The 16,287-nt window shown below is 66.4% G+C and carries 14 protein-coding genes and 2 riboswitches; of the genes, 11 read left to right on the top strand and 3 right to left on the bottom strand.

Annotated elements, in window-relative coordinates; translation table 11 throughout:
* Window positions 1-11 precede the first annotated feature (11 nt).
* The 3 genes from N5J71_RS13615 to cobG are packed head-to-tail and all read right to left on the bottom strand — an operon-like array spanning window position 12 to window position 2,684.
* Window positions 12-752, bottom strand: coding sequence for a precorrin-2 C(20)-methyltransferase (locus N5J71_RS13615; RefSeq protein ID WP_279534074.1), 741 nt, complete (start codon window positions 750-752; stop codon window positions 12-14).
* The gene (locus N5J71_RS13610) at window positions 752-1,378 is read right to left on the bottom strand and encodes a precorrin-8X methylmutase (protein WP_104729416.1); all 627 of its coding nucleotides are present in this window, start codon (window positions 1,376-1,378) and stop codon (window positions 752-754) included. The genes N5J71_RS13615 and N5J71_RS13610 overlap by 1 nt, the downstream gene beginning before the upstream one ends.
* Window positions 1,371-2,684, bottom strand: a complete 1,314-nt coding sequence (gene cobG, locus N5J71_RS13605) for a precorrin-3B synthase (protein ID WP_279870967.1) — start codon at window positions 2,682-2,684, stop codon at window positions 1,371-1,373. The genes N5J71_RS13610 and cobG overlap by 8 nt, the downstream gene beginning before the upstream one ends.
* A gap of 93 nt (window positions 2,685-2,777) precedes the next feature.
* A riboswitch (cobalamin riboswitch) is annotated at window positions 2,778-3,102 on the bottom strand.
* 180 nt (window positions 3,103-3,282) lie between these two features.
* On the opposite strand from cobG, the gene cbiE reads away from it, so the two are divergent.
* The 11 genes from cbiE (at window position 3,283) to N5J71_RS13550 (ending at window position 16,265) form a co-directional block, all read left to right on the top strand.
* Window positions 3,283-4,485, top strand: coding sequence for a precorrin-6y C5,15-methyltransferase (decarboxylating) subunit CbiE (gene cbiE / locus N5J71_RS13600; protein WP_084341255.1), 1,203 nt, complete (start codon window positions 3,283-3,285; stop codon window positions 4,483-4,485).
* Window positions 4,482-5,201: a cobalt-precorrin-6A reductase gene (locus tag N5J71_RS13595; protein ID WP_084341254.1), complete on the top strand. Its 720-nt coding sequence runs from the start codon at window positions 4,482-4,484 to the stop codon at window positions 5,199-5,201. Before cbiE ends, N5J71_RS13595 begins: the two co-directional genes overlap by 4 nt.
* A 364-nt stretch (window positions 5,202-5,565) precedes the next feature.
* On the top strand, window positions 5,566-6,264 hold the full coding sequence (locus N5J71_RS13590) for a (2Fe-2S) ferredoxin domain-containing protein (protein WP_279917027.1): 699 nt from the start codon (window positions 5,566-5,568) through the stop codon (window positions 6,262-6,264).
* 102 nt (window positions 6,265-6,366) lie between these two features.
* Window positions 6,367-6,560, top strand: a riboswitch (cobalamin riboswitch).
* A 111-nt stretch (window positions 6,561-6,671) separates the two neighbouring features.
* Window positions 6,672-7,250, top strand: coding sequence for a TonB-dependent receptor plug domain-containing protein (locus tag N5J71_RS13585; protein WP_279917026.1), 579 nt, complete (start codon window positions 6,672-6,674; stop codon window positions 7,248-7,250).
* On the top strand, window positions 7,250-8,020 hold the full coding sequence (locus N5J71_RS13580; RefSeq protein ID WP_104729413.1) for an ABC transporter ATP-binding protein: 771 nt from the start codon (window positions 7,250-7,252) through the stop codon (window positions 8,018-8,020). The genes N5J71_RS13585 and N5J71_RS13580 overlap by 1 nt, the downstream gene beginning before the upstream one ends.
* Entirely contained in the window at window positions 8,020-9,048 is a 1,029-nt protein-coding gene (locus tag N5J71_RS13575; RefSeq protein ID WP_206419344.1) for an ABC transporter substrate-binding protein, read from the top strand. The genes N5J71_RS13580 and N5J71_RS13575 overlap by 1 nt, the downstream gene beginning before the upstream one ends.
* Window positions 9,045-10,052 carry a FecCD family ABC transporter permease gene (locus tag N5J71_RS13570; protein ID WP_003464835.1) on the top strand — a complete coding sequence of 336 codons (1,008 nt, stop codon included), beginning with the start codon at window positions 9,045-9,047 and terminating at the stop codon, window positions 10,050-10,052. The genes N5J71_RS13575 and N5J71_RS13570 overlap by 4 nt, the downstream gene beginning before the upstream one ends.
* 84 nt (window positions 10,053-10,136) lie before the next feature.
* Entirely contained in the window at window positions 10,137-11,321 is a 1,185-nt protein-coding gene (gene cfaB / locus N5J71_RS13565; protein ID WP_125874629.1) for a C17 cyclopropane fatty acid synthase CfaB, read from the top strand.
* Between the two features lie 40 nt (window positions 11,322-11,361).
* Window positions 11,362-13,113, top strand: a complete 1,752-nt coding sequence (locus tag N5J71_RS13560; RefSeq protein ID WP_279917025.1) for a sensor histidine kinase — start codon at window positions 11,362-11,364, stop codon at window positions 13,111-13,113.
* A gap of 232 nt (window positions 13,114-13,345) precedes the next feature.
* Window positions 13,346-14,686 carry a sigma-54-dependent transcriptional regulator gene (locus tag N5J71_RS13555; RefSeq protein ID WP_279917024.1) on the top strand — a complete coding sequence of 447 codons (1,341 nt, stop codon included), beginning with the start codon at window positions 13,346-13,348 and terminating at the stop codon, window positions 14,684-14,686.
* A 625-nt stretch (window positions 14,687-15,311) separates the two neighbouring features.
* The gene (locus N5J71_RS13550; protein ID WP_206408884.1) at window positions 15,312-16,265 is read left to right on the top strand and encodes a TAXI family TRAP transporter solute-binding subunit; all 954 of its coding nucleotides are present in this window, start codon (window positions 15,312-15,314) and stop codon (window positions 16,263-16,265) included.
* Window positions 16,266-16,287 lie beyond the last annotated feature (22 nt).

Below are 16,287 nucleotides of genomic sequence, written 5' to 3'. Positions count from 1 at the left end.
GCCCTACGGGATTACCCCCGCCATTTCTGCCCAGGCAGCAGAATCATGGAAAAGTACGGCGAATCCATCGGCTCCACCTCGTCCAGCGGCACGATCTTCTGGCTGGCCATGGTCGCGCGCTCGACGTAATGGGCGCGGTCGTCCAGGCCGAGCTTGCGCAGCACGCGGCGCACCTTGTCGAAGTTGCGCCCGAGCTTCATCACAACCGCCGCTTCGGCGTCGCGCAGGCGCTGTTCCAGCTCGTCTTCCGGCAGCACGCCAGAGAGCACGCTCAAGCTCTGGTTGCGGTAGACCAGCGGCGTGCCCAGCACCGAGGCGCAGCCGAGCATGGAGCAGACGCCGGGCACCACCTCCACCTTGTAGCGGTCGGCCAGGCGGTCGTGCAGGTACATGTAGGAGCCGTAGAAGAACGGGTCGCCTTCGCAGATCACCGCCACGTCCTGGCCGGCGTCCAGTAATTGGGCGATCTGCTGCGCGCAGGTGTCGTAGAAGTCGGCGATCACATCCTCGTAGCTCAGCGGCGGGGCGAGCTTCTCGGTGGTCACCGGGTAGACCAGCGGTAGGCGCTGTTGGGCGGCGTCCAGGTGTTCCTCAATGATGCTGAAGGCATTACCGCCATGGCCGGCATTGTGCTTGGCCTTGGCCACGAAATAGGCCACCACCGGCGCGCTTTTGAGCAGGCGCAGCGCCTTGAGGGTAAGCAGCTCGGGGTCGCCAGGGCCGACGCCGAGACCGAGCAGACGACCGGCCATCATTCCACCTCCGAGGCGAGGGCGTTGACCGCCGCCACCGCCATGGCGCTGCCGCCACGGCGACCACGGACGATCACGTAGGGCACGCCACGGCTGTCTGCGGCCAGGGCGTCCTTGGATTCCGCCGCGCCGATAAAGCCCACCGGCATGCCGATGATCAGTGCCGGCTTCGGCGCGCCGGCGTCGAGCATTTCCAGCAGGTAGAACAGCGCCGTGGGCGCGTTGCCGATCACCACCACGCTGCCTTCCAGATGTTCACGCCAGTGTTCCAGAGCCACCGCCGAGCGGGTGTTGCCCAACTCGCGGGCCAGTTCCGGCACGCCGGCGTCGTGCAGGGTGCAGATCACCTGGTTGTTCGCCGGCAGGCGCGGGCGGGTGATGCCCTCGGCGACCATGCGCGCATCGCAGAGGATCGGCGCGCCGGCTAGCAGGGCGGCGCGGCCAGCGGCGCCAGCACCGGGGGAGAAGCGCAGGTCCTCCACCACATCGACCATGCCGCAGGCATGGATCACCCGCACGGCGAGTTTTTCCAGGTCGGCGGGAATGCCGTTGAGGTTGGCCTCGGCGCGGATGGTGGCGAAGGAGCGGCGGTAGATTTCCTGGCCGTCGCGGATGTAATCAAGCATCGGGGGTTCCTGCGGGGTGTTGGCGGGCGAACCAGGCGCCGGCTTCGTCGATGGTCATGGCTGGCGCCAGCAGACGGCCGAAACCGGGCGCCTCGGGTGTGCGTTGATAGAGCTGGTAGTGGTCGGGCGTGCTGGCCAGCAGGGTATAGGGCAGCACGCGGGCGCTGGCGCAACTGCGCGGGCAGGCGCTGAGATGCACCTGCGGGCGGGCGCCGCTTTCGCGCAGCAGCTCCGCCAGGTGCAGGGCGTGGTGTTTGCTATCGGCCAGGCCGCGCTCGCAGGCCGCCGCGCCGGTGCAGGCGACCAGGCCGAGCAGCGGTTCGTCGATATGCGTCAGCAGGCCGAGCTCGCCTAGCGCCGCCAGCAGCTCACCGCTGGCGGCTTCCGGCACATTGCCCAGCAGCACGCCCTGCCAGGGCGTCAGGCGTAAATTTCCATCGCCGTGGTGCTCGCTCAGTTGGGCCAGCGTCAACAGTTGCTCGGCGTGCAGCCGGCCTAGTTGGGCGCCAGCAGCGACCATACACAGGCCGCTCTGCGCCTGTGGATAAATACCAGCCGGGACGTGGTCGAGCGGAGCGCTCTGCTGCCAATTGACCGGCACCGGTTGCAAGGGAAAATCCAGACGTGCTTGCAGACGTTGCAGCAGTTCGTCGGCTGGGATCTGTTGCAGCAACTGGCGCATGCGCGATTGCTCGGGTGTCGCCAGTTCGAGGAACAGCTGCAGGAGTTGGCGCACCAGCTCTACGCCGTGTGTCGCTTCGATGCGCGCCAGCGGCGTCTCGACAGGGCAGCCGGCCAGGCCCAGCAGCAGGTGCTGCTCGTTCTCGGCGACCAGCCATAGATCGTGTGGGTGTTCGCGCATGGCCAGGGCTTCGCCGCCGTCCAGTTGCAGGGCGAACTTGGGTGAAAGGGCATGTAGTGCCGGGGTGTCCTGCAACAGGTCGAGCAACTGGCCAGCCAGCGGGCGTACGTCCAGCCTCGCTTGCGGGTCGAGGCCGGCGGCAGGGCTGAGCATCAGGTTGCGCACGTCGTCGGCGGCGGCCACTCGCGGGCCGAGGCCGGCACCGAGGAGGGCATCGATCAGCGGCGCTTCCTGGCCGGGGAGCACGCCACGAATTTGCAGGTTGCTGCGGTTGGTAAGCTCCAGCACGCCACTGGCATGCTGCCGCGCTGCCTCGGCAATCGCCCGCGCCTGGGTGCTGCGCAGCACGCCGCCAGGCAGCTTGATGCGGCAGATGCCACCGTCCAGCGCAGGCACGATGCGCAGCAGGCCGGGGCAGGCGGAAGGGCGGACGGATGTGGGCAAGCGGTCACCTGTGGATAACGACGCGGCGACCGAACCAGCGAAATCCCATAGGGGACTCCATGGCATCGGTACACCCCGCCCGATGTTGGCACTCGCGACCAGCGTTCGTCGGCAGGTCTCCTGGCTGACAGGTCTTGATCCGCTGCGCCTTCCCGGTACAGGCCGTTGAAAAACTATCTGCGTTGGCAATACGGCGTTAAAAACGGCCTCAAAATGCTCATTTACAACACGTAAACTGCGTTTTTTCGGTCGTTTTTGCCTTGTCTTGCCTGCCTCGCTTACGTTTTTCAGCGGCCTGTTTCCAGTGGCCGATTGCGTTGGACTCGCTGTTTACAGTTGCGGGGGCAGCCACGGTTTTACCGTGTTCCCTCTTGGGGAAACTCTGAAATGGCCATTTACCGTCACTCCCGCGAAGGCGGGAGCCCAGGTAGTACTGAGATTCTGGATTCCCGCCTGCGCGGGAATAACGACTATTTCAGAGTTTCCTTAGGCCCTTTACTGAGTCGTATCGACTCAAGGGCACCGACGAAGGCGCTATTATGCCCGCTTTGCCCCGAGCGCGGACAGGCGCTCCGTCGGGCCTGTGCGAGGACATTGGATGAAACCCTGGTTGACCCTGGTCGGCATCGGCGAAGACGGCTACCCCGGCCTGGGCAAGGCCGCGCGTCGCGCCTTGCTGGCGGCCACGCGCATCGTCGGTGCGCCGCGCCAGCTGGCGCTGTTGCCGCCGTGCATCACGGGCGAGCGGGAAACCTGGCCCAGCCCCTTCGATCTGCAGCCGTTGCTGGCCCGACGCGGCGAGGCGGTGTGCGTGCTGGCCAGCGGTGATCCGATGTTCTATGGCGTCGGTGCCAGCCTGGCGCGCCAGGTGCCGGTCGACGAGTTGCAGGTGTTGCCTGCGCCGTCTTCGGTGTCGCTGGCGGCGGCGCGCCTGGGCTGGCCGTTGCAGGAGGCTGAGGTGGTCTCCTTGGTCGGCCGGCCGCTCGCCACGCTCAATGCCCGTCTCTATCCCGGTACGCGCCTGCTGGTATTGAGCGCCGATGGTGACACCCCTGCGCAGGTCGCCGAAGCCTTGTGCGCACGTGGTTTCGGCGCCAGCCGCCTGACTCTGCTGGAGCACCTTGGCGGGCCTGACGAGTGCCGCATCGAGGGCCTGGCCGCGAGCTGGAACCTGCCACGCGGTGCCGATCTCAATCTGCTGGCCGTGGAGTGCCTGGTCGACACCGGCGCGCAACTGCTGCCACCGACCTGCGGCCTGCCGGACGAGGCCTACCGCCACGACGGGCAACTGACCAAGCGCGACGTGCGCGCGGTCACCCTGGCGCGCCTGGCGCCGCTGCCTGGCGAGTTGCTGTGGGATGTCGGCGCCGGTTGCGGCTCCATCGGCATCGAATGGATGCGCGCGCATCCGGCCTGCCGGGCCATCGCCATCGAGGCCAACGAAGGGCGCCAGGCGCATATCCGCCACAACCGCGATGCTCTCGGCGTGCCCGGCCTGCAACTGGTCGCTGGACATGCGCCCGAAGCACTGGATGGACTGCCGGCGCCGGATGCGATCTTTATCGGCGGTGGCGTTACCGTGCCTGGCGTCCTCGATGATTGCTGGGCCGCGCTAAAGCCGGGCGGGCGTCTGCTGGCCAATGCCGTGACTATCCAGAGTGAGGCGGCCCTGGTCGCCTTCCGTGAACAGCATGGCGGTGAACTGCTGCGTCTGACCGTGGCCCAGGCACAGCCGCTGGGCGGCTTCGACACCTGGCGCGCGGCGTTGCCGATTACCCTGCTGATGGTGCGCAAGCCGTGAGCGCGCGACTCCTGCTGCTCGGTGGCACTACCGAAGCGCTGCGTCTGGCGCGTCGGCTGGGCCCGGAGACGGTGTACAGCCTGGCAGGTCTGGGCCGGGTGCCGGACGACCTGGCCTGCCGCGTGCGCGTCGGCGGCTTCGGTGGCGCCGAGGGTTTGGCTGCCTTTATCGCCAGTGAAGGCATCGAGCTGCTGCTGGATTTGACCCATCCGTACGCTGCGCAGATCAGCCACAACGCGGCCCGCGCCGCAGAAATCGCAGACGTGCCGTGCTGGGCATTGCGTCGCCCTGGCTGGCAGCCCGGCGCGGATGACGACTGGCGCGAAGTGGACGGTTGGGATGAGCTGACCCGCGCGCTGGCGCCGTTCGAACGGCCATTTTTTACCTCCGGCCGCGAGCCGCTGGCGCACTTGCAGGAGATACCCGAACACCAGCGCTGGACGGTGCGCTGCCTGCAGGCCGAGCCGGCGTCGCCGCGCGCCGAGATCATTGGCGCACGTGGGCCGTTCTCGCTGGACGAGGAGCGCGCCCTGTTCGCCCGCCTGCGTTGCGACGTGCTGATAAGCAAGAACAGCGGCAGCGCGTCCACCGAGCCGAAGCTGCAGGTGGCGCGAGAGTTGGGTCTGCCAGTGCTGCTGTTGCGTCGCCCCGAATTGCCATTGGTGACGCGTGAGTTTGCGGAGTTGGACGCTCTGTACGAGGCGCTGTCCCTGTAGGGCGGGTGAAACCCGCCACCGCCGGTCTGGCGGGTTGCACCCGCCCTACACTTGTCGCCACGCCGCATGCCATTGCCAGTGGTGAGGCGCGAGTTCACTGAGTTGGATGGCTGGGGCGAAGCGCTGCTTCTGTAGGGCGGGTGAAACCCGCCACCGCCGGTCTGGCGGGTTGCACCCGCCCTACACTTGTCGCCACGCCGCATGCCATTGCCAGTGGTGAGGCGCGAGTTCACTGAGTTGGATGCCTGGGGCGAGGCGCTGCTTCTGTAGGGCGGGTGAAACCCGCCAATGTCGGTCTAGCGGGTTACACCCGCCCTACGCTTGCCGTTGCGCTGCTAGACTGCCGGCTCTTTTGGAGACTGTCATGAGCCAAGCCCCTTACGCGCGCATCCTGTTCATCGGCCCCGGCCTGGGGCGCGGTGCATCGTCCGAGCGTCTGCAACAGCGTACCGAAACGCTGCTGGGTGAGGCGCATCTGCATGACACGGAACAGGACGGCTTCTGGCAGGCCATCATCGAGGCGCCACGCCCGTTGCTGGTGGTCGATCTGGAGCCACGCGCCGATGCCGCGCACCGCGACTGGCTGCGCGAGTGCATCGCCGAACGCGGTAACGGGAGCGAGGTATTCGTGGTTTGCAGCGCCATGGAAGATGCCTGGCTCGATGGCCTGGGCGCACTGCTGGCGCATCGTCAGGCGCATCTGCCCTGCAGTGACGTGCCGCCCGTGCCTGCGCACCACGCCTGGTCGCAGATCCCGCCACACGCCCAACGCCTGCTGCTGTGCAATGGCCCGCGCTGCACGCGCAAGGGCGCGCTGGGCCTGTGGAAAACCCTGCGCCAGCGGCTCAAGAGCGCTGGCAAGCTGGAGTGCGAGGGCGGTGTGCATATCACCCGCAGCCAGTGCCAGTTTCCCTGTGACCTGGGCCCGACCGCGAGCCTTTATCCACAGGGCGAGTGGTACGGCATCAAGGACGAGGCGGCGGTGATCCGTCTAGTCGATGAGCGCCTGGTGGCGGGTAGGGCGTTGCCGGAGTTGCGCATCGATGAGCAGGGCAACAATTAGCAACTCGGATTACGCCTGCGGCCAATCCAGGCTACGAGCAGTCGCCGCTAAAGCGCCTCCCGCAATTGCCCCCGCGCCTTGACTTGAGCGGGTGTGGGTGGTCATATCCGCCCCGCTTCAGGTGTCTCACGCCGCCGCGCGTGAGGTGAAACGGGAAGTCGGTTGAAGTCCGACGCTGCCCCCGCAACGGTAAGCGAGCGACCGCATCGATACGCCACTGTGCGCCCCGCGCATGGGAAGGCGATGCGTTCATGACCCTCGCAAGCCCGGAGACCGGCCTGGAGTCGTTTGTGTCTGGCAACCCGCGGTGGGCGGGCGTTGACTCCAGTAGGGCGCCCCGTGCCCCTGTCTGCTGTTGCGCATTTCCATCGGATTGCCGTGCCTTTTCTCTTTGCGATGGAAGCAATATGGCGCGCTATCCCCTGTTCCAAACCTGTGCATCGTTCGCGTTGCTATTGGCTGCTTCAGCCATGGCCAGCGCCTCACCAGTCGATCTGCCTGACGTCACCGTCCAGGCGCACGTTGTCGAGGAAGGCGAGAGCGATCTGCATACGCATACTACGTCCGGCTCGCGCCTGGAGCTGTCGGCGCTGCAAACACCGGCCAGCACCACCAGCCTCAGCGGCGCGGAGGTGCGCGAACGCAACAACCGCAGCGTGCAGGATGCTGTGACGCGCACGCCGGGTATCAGCAGCATCGGCTCGCCCGGCAATGGCGGCACCGCGCTGTCGGCGCGCGGTTTCACTGGCCATGCGGCGACCATGCAGCTGTACGATGGCACCCGTCAGTACGTCGGCGCCGGCACCATGACCTTCCAGCTGGTCGACGCCAACGTCGCCTGGCAGGCATTGCCGGACGTGCGCCTGGGCCTGGAACTGAACAACCTGTTCGACCGCCAGTACGCCACCAGCGCCAGCAGCGACGGCGAGCAGTGGTATCTGGGGGCGCCGCGTTCGTTCTTCGTCACCGCGGATTACAGCTTCTGATGACTCCGCGTTTGCGTATTCAGGCGCTGGCCTGGTCGCCCGATGGCCAGCGTCCGCTGCTCGACGGCATCGACCTGGACGTTGGTGACGGCGAGCTGCTGGGGCTGATCGGCCCCAACGGCAGCGGCAAGACCAGCCTGCTGCGCTGCGCCTATCGCTTCCAGCGGCCGTGCAGCGGCAGCGTCGAGCTGGGCGGCGAGGCGCTGTGGCAACGCCCGCCGCGCTGGAGTGCGCAGCGCGTGGCCGTGGTGCTGCAGGAATTTCCGCAGGACTTCGGCCTGCGTGTGGAGGAGGTGGCGGCCATGGGGCGCACGCCGCACAAGGGCTTGTTCGATGGCGACGATGCCGAGGATCGCCGTCTGATCGACGAGGCGCTGGCACGCGTTGGCCTCGGCGGCCTGGCGCAACAGCCGTTCGCGCGACTGTCCGGTGGCGAGAAACAACGCGCGCTGTTGGCCCGCGCCTTGGTACAGCAGCCGCAGTTGTTGATCCTCGACGAGCCGACCAACCACCTTGACCCGCGTTACCAGCTGGAACTGCTGCGGCAGATCAAGGCGCTGGGCCTGGCGACCCTGGCCAGCTTCCACGACCTCAACCTGGCGGCGGCCTTCTGCGACCGCCTCTGCGTGCTGGATAAGGGACGCCTGGTGGCCGTCGGTACACCCGCTGAGGTGCTCACTGCCGAGTTGCTGCAGCAGGTGTTCGGCCTGCAGGCGCTGGTCGATACCCATCCACTGGCGGGTCATCCGCGTATTACCTGGATCGTTTGATGAAGCGTTTACGCACGGTTGCATCTGTAGGAGCGAGCTCTGCTCGCGAACCTTGGGGAACGACAGAAGCTTCGCGAGCAAAGCTCGCTCCTACTCTCATTGGCGCGATCCTGCTGGCGTTGGCCAGCCCCGCCTGGGCCGTCACCGTCACCAGTTGCGACCGTCAGGTGACCATCGAGCAGCCGCCGCAGCGGGCGGTCAGCCACGACATCACCCTGACCGCCATGCTCCTGGATCTTGGCCTCAGGCAGCGCATGGTCGGCTACAGCGGCATCAGCGGCTGGAAGACCGTCGAGCCGGCCATGCAGGCGCAGCTCGATGGGCTGCCCGAACTGGCCGCACGCTATCCGTCGCTGGAGAATCTGCTCGATGCCGACGCCGACTTCTTCTTCGCCGGCTGGAACTACGGGATGCGCATCGGCGGCGAGGTCACCCCGGCCAGCCTGGCGCGCTTCGGCATTCCGGTGTACGAGCTGAGCGAGTCCTGCGCGCACGTCACGCCTGGCCGCGTCGCCAGCCTGGACGATGTTTACAACGACCTGCGCAACCTCGGCCGCATCTTCGCCGTCGAGGATCGTGCCGAGACCCTGGTACAGGGCATGCAGGCGCGGGTAGCGGCGGTAAGTGCGCAGCTCGGTGAGCAACCGACGCGACCGCGGGTGTTCGTCTACGACAGCGGCGAGGACCTGCCCTTCAGTGCCGGCCGTTTGGGTATGCCGCAGTCGCTGATCGCCGCGGCTGGTGGGCGCAACGTGATGGACGGCGTAGCGGCCAACTGGATGCAGGTGGGCTGGGAGGCCGTGGTCGAGCAGGACCCGGAGCTGATTCTGATCGTCGATTATGGCGAACGCACGGCGGCGCAGAAGCGCGATTTTCTCCTGCAGCACCCGGCGCTGCAGGGCGTCACGGCGATTCGCCAGCAGCGCTTCGTGGTGCTCTCCTATCTCGCCGTCACACCGAGCCTGGACAACGTCGCCGCCATCGAAACCCTGGCTGCCGCGCTGCATCCCGAGGCCTTCGCGCAGTGACGCGTTTTCGCTTGCTGCTGCTCGGCCTGGCGGTATTGCTGGCGCTGTCCTGTGCGCTGTCGCTGGTCTTCGGCGCGGCTCAGGTGCCGCTGGAGCGCGTGCTGGCAATACTCGCTCGGCAGCTGTTCGGCATCGAGCCCGCAGTGGCGGTGAGCGTCGGCCAGGACAGTATCGTCTGGCAACTGCGCGCGCCACGGGTGCTGCTCGGCGCGCTGGTGGGCGCCGGGTTGGCGCTGGTGGGTACGGCGCTGCAGGCGGTAACGCGCAACCCGCTGGCCGACCCGCACCTGCTTGGCGTCAGCTCTGGCGCAGCCTTCGGTGCGGTGCTCGTGGTGCTTTACCTGGGCGAGTTTGCCGGGATGCTCAGCCTGCCGCTGGCGGCCTTCGTCGGCGCCATGGCGAGCATGCTGCTGGTGCTGGCGATTGCCAGTCGCGGTGGTCGGCTGCACAGCGAGCGCCTGCTGCTGGCCGGAGTGGCGGTGTCGTTCGTGATGATGGCGGCGAGCAACCTGTTGCTGTACCTGGGCAACCCGCATGCGGCCAGCTCGGTGCTGTTCTGGATGCTCGGCGGCCTCGGTCTGGCGCGCTGGGAGCTGCTCTGGCTGCCGGCGCTGTGCCTGTTGTTGGCGCTGGTCGTGCTGCTCGGCCTGGGCCGCGCGTTGAACGCGCTGATGGCCGGCGAGCAGAGCGCGGTGAGCCTGGGCCTGGAGCCACGGCGGGTGCGCCTGCTGGTATTCGTGGTGGCCTCGCTGCTCACCGGCGTGCTGGTATCGCTGTCCGGCGCCATCGGTTTCGTCGGGCTGATGCTGCCGCACGTGGCGCGCTTTCTGGTCGGCGCCGAGCACCGTCGCGTGCTGCCGGTGGCGGCGCTGCTGGGGGCGCTGTTCCTGGTCTGGGTCGATGTCGCCGCGCGCACCTGGCTGGCGCCGCAGGATCTGCCCATCGGCATCGTCACCGCCGCCATTGGCGGAGCGTTCTTCGTAGCCCTGCTCAGGCGCCGCTAGTCGCCAGGATCGAACTGCTGCAAGGGCGCAAAGGTCATCTAAGCTAGTCTCCATAACACAGACTCCTGGCCAGGAGGGATGCCCATGCTCGCGCAACTGCCCACCGCACTTCGTGATCTACGACTACCGCTGCGCCTGAAGTTATGGGACGGCAAGCAGATCGACCTTGGGCCCAAACCCAGGGTGACGCTGGTGGTGAAGGATCCCTCGCTGGTCACGCAATTGGCCCATCCCAGCCTGGATGCATTGGGCGCTGCCTATGTCGAGGGACGGGTGGATCTGGAAGGCCCCATCGAGGAGGCCATCGAGGTTGGCGATGCGCTGAGCACGGCGCTGCTCGGGGATGAATCCACACCAGCTGAGCCATACGCCGCCCACGACAAACGCAGCGACGCCGAGGCCATCAGCTACCACTACGACCTGTCCAACGAGTTCTACCGCCTGTGGCTGGACCGCGACATGGTCTACTCCTGCGCCTACTTCGAAACCGGCCAGGAAGACCTGAACCAGGCCCAGCAGGCCAAGCTGCGCCACCTGTGTCGCAAGCTGCGCCTGCAGCCGGGTGACAGGCTGCTCGACGTCGGTTGCGGCTGGGGCGGCCTGGCGCGTTTTGCCGCGCGCGAGTTCGACGTCGAGGTCTACGGCATCACCCTCAGCCAGGCGCAGCTGGAGCTGGGCCTGCAGCGCGTGGCCGAGGAAGGCCTGGAAGGGCGCGTGACCCTGGAGCTGCTGGATTACCGTGACCTGCCGCAGGACGGCCGCTTCGACAAGGTGGTCAGCGTCGGCATGTTCGAGCACGTCGGCCACGCCAATCTACCGCTGTACTGCCAGCGTCTGTTCGGCGCGGTCAAGGCCGGCGGTCTGGTGATGAACCATGGCATCACCTCGCGCTTCACCGACGGCCGTCCGGTCGGTCGTGGCGCCGGTGAGTTCATCGACCGCTACGTGTTCCCGCAAGGTGAGCTGCCGCACTTGGTGACCATCAGCAAGGCGATTAGCGAGGCCGGGCTGGAGATCGTCGATGTCGAGAGCCTGCGTCTGCACTACGCGCGCACCCTGCAGTTGTGGAGCCAGGGTCTGGAGCGACAGTTGCAAGCCGCCGCGCAGTGGGTGCCGGAAAAGTCGCTGCGCATCTGGCGTTTGTACCTGGCTGGCTGCGCCTATGGCTTCCAGCATGGCTGGATGAACCTGCATCAGATCCTGGCGGTGAAGCCGCGCGATGACGGCGGTCATGATCTGCCGTGGACCCGTGCTGACCTGTATTCGTGATGGAGTAACATGCGGCTCGTATTGATCCCGCGAGCCGCCTATGCCCTTGCCGCAACAGCATCGTTACCGCGTACTGCTCACCGTTCTGGTGATTGCCGCCGGCTTGCTGGTGAGCCTGTGGCTGGGCGGGCGTTATGCCGAGCAGCGCGCCTGGGACGAGCGCAGCGTCGAGGCGCGCGGGCAGTTGCAGCTTTATGCCCAATCCATTCGCACCCTGGTCGAACGCTTCAGCTCGGTGCCCGAGGTGCTGGCGCTGGACAGCGACATCCGCAGCCTGCTGCGCGCGCCACATGATCGCCAGTTACGGCTGGCCCTGAACCAGCGCCTGGAGCGCCTCAACGCCGCCGCTGGCTCCACGGTCCTGTACTTGCTAGATGCCCAGGGCGAAACCCTAGTGGCCAGCAACTGGCGCGACTGGAGCAGCTTCGTCGGCAATAACTACGCCTTCCGTCCCTATTTCCAGAATGCGCTGCGCGAAGGTGGTGCCCGTTACTTCGCTGTCGGTGTGACCACCGGCATACCCGGTTACTTCCTGTCCCATGTCGTACGCGACGAGGATGGCAGCTTGATCGGTGTGTTGGTGGTCAAGCTGGAGCTGGAGGAATTGCAGCGCGAATGGGTTGACCAGCCCGGCGTGCTGCTGGTGGCCGACAGTCACCAGGTGGCGATCCTCAGCAATCGTCCGGCCTGGCGTTTCCGTACCTTGCAGGCCCTGGACGACCAGGCGCGCGCCGAGCTGATCGACGTGCGCAAATACGCCGAGCAGGCGCTCAAGCCCTTACCCAGCCGGGTTCATCGCTACATCGACGACGAGACGGCCTGGACGCGTATGGACGGCCCCGATGGGGCGCGCGATTACCTCTGGCAGCGGATGACGTTGCCCGATGAAGGCTGGACGCTGCATCTGCTCAGCGATCCCGGAAACCTGGCCGATGCTCGCCTCAGCTATCGCCTGGCTGCTGCCGGGGTATGGATGACCTTCGCCTTCCTGCTGTTGTTCCTCTTCCAGCGGCGCAAGAACCAGCGTTTGCAGGCCGGCATCCGCGAGCGCCTGGAGCGCGAGGTGGCCCTGCGCACCGCCGAGCTGCGCCAGGCCCAGGAAGGCCTGGTGCATGCCGCCAAGATGGCCGCGCTGGGGCAGATGTCGGCGGCGCTGGCGCACGAGATCAACCAGCCGCTGACCGCCCTGCAGATGCAGCTCGGCAGCCTGCGCCTGCTGCTCGACAGTGGTCGGCCGGAAGCGGTGCGCGATGGTCTGCAGCGTATCGATGGCCTGCTGCAGCGCATGGCGGCGCTGACCGGCCACCTCAAGACCTTTGCCCGCAAGACCCCGGCCGGCCTCAGCGAGCGCCTGTGCCTCGGTGATGTGCTGGAGCAGGCCCTGCAGCTGTTGGCGCCGCGCATGCGCAGCGAGCAGGTGGAGCTGCGTACGCAGATCGACGACGAGGCCGAAGTGCTTGGCGATGCCATCCGTATCGAACAGGTGATTCTCAACCTGCTGCACAACGCCCTCGATGCCATGGCCGAGAGCGAGACGCGCATCCTCCTGGTGCGCATCGCCCGCGAAGACGATGGCTGCCTGCTCAGCGTCGAGGACAGTGGCGGCGGCATTGCCGAGGAAACCCTCGGTCGCGTGTTCGAACCCTTCTTCACCACCAAGCCGGTGGGGCAGGGGCTGGGGCTCGGGCTGGCGGTGTCCTACGGTATCGTGCGCGATCTCGGCGGCACGCTGGAGGCGCACAACGGCGAGCTGGGTGCAGTGTTTACCTTGCGTTTGCCCGCTGCGCCGTAACCCGGATTGCTGCGCGTAGGCCTTGTAGGAGCCCGCTTGCGGGCGATGCTCCGCGCCACAAAGGCCTATCGCCGGCAAGCCGGCTCCTACACGGGGCATATCGGTGGGCCTGGGGTGGGTTGGTGCTCGCTGCGCGGCGCTGCCTGATCGTAGTGTGCGCGGTGCGCACCGGTCGCTCCCCCGGATCGTATTCGTCGGGCTACACTGCCCGCCGTTCTCAAGAGGAGGTGCCATGAGCGCTCAGGTCATAGTGGTCGACGACGAAGCGGCGATTCGCGAGGCGGTACAGCAGTGGCTGGAGCTGTCCGGTTGCGACGTACGTACCTGCGCCAGTGCGGCCGAAGCCTTGGCTTTGGTCGACCGCGACTTCCCCGGCATCGTCGTCAGCGATGTGCGCATGCCCGGCACTGATGGCCTGCAACTGCTCGACAAGCTGCTGCAGATCGACAGCGACCTGCCGGTGATCCTCGTTACTGGCCATGGCGACGTGCCCATGGCGGTGCAGGCACTGCGCCAGGGCGCCTATGACTTCATCGAAAAACCCTTCACCCCCGAGCGCCTGCTCGACAGCGTACGGCGTGCCTTGGACAAGCGCCGCCTGGTCTGCGAGAACCGCCAGCTACGCCAGCAGGTGGCCGACAAGGGCCGCATCGAAAGTCAGTTGATCGGCATTTCGCGGCCCATGGAAAACCTGCGCCGGCAGATCCTCGAATTGGCCGGTACTTCGGTCAACGTCCTGATCCGGGGGGAGACCGGCAGCGGCAAGGAGCGCGTCGCGCGCTGCCTGCACGACTTCAGCGCGCGCGCGCGCAAGGCCTTTGCCGCGCTCAACTGCGCGGCGATTCCCGAGACCATCTTCGAAAGCGAGCTGTTCGGTCACGAGAGCGGCGCCTTCACCGGCGCCCAGGCGCGGCGCATCGGCCGTATCGAGCATGCCGATGGCGGTACCCTGTTTCTCGACGAGGTGGAGAGTCTGCCGCTGGCGCAACAGGTCAAACTGCTGCGCGTGCTGCAGGAAAAGACCCTGGAACGCCTCGGCTCGAACAAGAGCATCCAGGTCGATCTGCGAGTGATCAGTGCGGCCAAGCCGGATCTGCTCGACGAGGTCAAGGCCGGGCGTTTCCGCGAGGACCTGGTGTACCGCCTGAACGTCGCCACCCTGCATATTCCGCCGCTGCGCGAGCGCCGCGAGGACATTCCGCTGCTGTTCGAACATTTCGCCTATGAGGCGGCGCTGCGTCATGGGCGCGAAGCGCCGCCACTGGCGCCGAGCGAACTTGCTCGGTTGCTCGGCCATGACTGGCCGGGCAACGTCCGTGAGCTGATCAACGCCGCCGAGCGCCATGCTCTCGGCCTGTCCAGCCCGCCGCCGGCCGAGCGCTTTGCCGGCCAGGCGCTGGCGCAGCAGATGGAAGCCTTCGAGGCGCAGTGCCTGCACAACGCCTTGCTGCAGTGCCAGGGCAACATCGCCGCGGTGATGGAAATGCTGCAGCTGCCGCGCCGCACCCTCAACGAGAAGATGCAGCGCCATGGCCTGGCGCGTGGTGAATACCTGCCTGGCGGCGAAGAATGAGCACGCGCTGTAGGAGCCGGCTTGCCGGCGATCTTGGGCGGGCTGCTCACCTTGGGATGTTCTGAAAAGACCACCTATCGTCACTCCTGCGAAGTCGGGAACCCTGGTGATTTGTAGATTCTGGGTGCCCGCCTGCGCGGGCATGACGGTTTCCCTTGAGCTGTGGGAGCCCCGCCCCGGGGCGAAGCTTTTATTTCGGGATGGCTGCAATTCGCCGCGAGGCGCGGCTCCTACAGGGCGCGTGACGTGATAAGCGGAATTTTGCCGACCCTGTCACGGATGTAGGCGATTTCCCGCTCAATGACCCATCGGTCTCTATATAAAACCCCTCTATCTCGGGCGTTTTAGGCCCTGGCACGGCATCTGCTATGACAGTCACAGCCGTGCAGCATCTTGCTGACGCGGCGACCATAAAAACGACAAGAGGTCAGCCCATGAACTGCCATGCCCCTCGCGCCATGCCGCATTCGCTGCCGTGCATGGGCCGCCTTCCTACCGCGCCCGCTGCGGCTCTTGTCCGACGCTGTGCCCTGCGCTGCTGATCGCGCAACGTCGACGTCGCCTGTGCGGCGTCGTCTAGAGTGAAACTCTGCATATAGCCAATAACAACGACGGAGATACTTCCATGCGACTGACCAAGAAAATCAGCCTGTTCGCCGCTGCCGCGGCCATCACTGCCAGCACCGCAGTGCTCGCTGCCCCGACTTTCATCAACGTGCTCACCGGCGGTACCAGCGGTGTGTACTACCCGATTGGCGTGGCCCTTTCGCAGCTGTACAGCAATGGCATCGAAGGCTCCAAGACCTCGGTCCAGGCGACCAAGGCGTCGGTGGAAAACCTCAACCTGCTGCAGGCCGGTCGCGGTGAGCTGGCCTTCGCTCTGGGTGACTCGGTCGCCGATGCCTGGAACGGCGTCGAAGACGCCGGCTTCAAAGTGCCGCTGAAGAAGATCCGTGCCATCGCCGGTACCTACCCGAACTACATCCAGATCGTTGCCAACGCTGAATCCGGCATCAAGACTCTGGAAGACCTCAAGGGCAAGCGCATCTCCGTCGGCGCGCCGAAATCCGGCACCGAGCTGAACGCCCGCGCCATCTTCGAAGCCGCTGGCCTGAGCTACCAGGACATGGGCAAGGTCGAGTTCCTGCCCTATGCCGAGTCGGTCGAGCTGATCAAGAACCGTCAGCTGGACGCCACCCTGCAGTCCTCCGGTCTGGGCATGGCGGCCATTCGTGATCTGGCTTCGACCATGAAGATCAGCTTCGTCGCCATTCCGGCCGAAGTGACCGCGAAGATCGACAACGCTGCCTACGAGGCTGCCACCATCCCGGCCGGTACCTATGACGGTCAGGACGCCGATGTGCCCACCGTGGCGATCAACAACATTCTGGTCACCCACGAGGGCGTCTCCGACGAAGTGGCCTACCAAATGACCAAGCTGATGTTCGACAACCTTGACCGCCTGGGCACCGCTCACTCTGCGGCCAAGGACATCAAGCTGGAAAGCGCTACCAAGAACCTGCCGATCCCGCTGCACCCGGGTGCTGAGCGCTTCTACAAGGAAGCCGGCGCGCTGTAATGACGGCTCGGACCGCGGCGAG

Source organism: Ectopseudomonas oleovorans, assembly GCF_029845265.1.
In the GTDB taxonomy this organism is placed as follows: Bacteria; Pseudomonadota; Gammaproteobacteria; order Pseudomonadales; family Pseudomonadaceae; genus Aquipseudomonas; species Aquipseudomonas oleovorans.
This window is presented reverse-complemented; position numbering and strand designations above follow the sequence as displayed.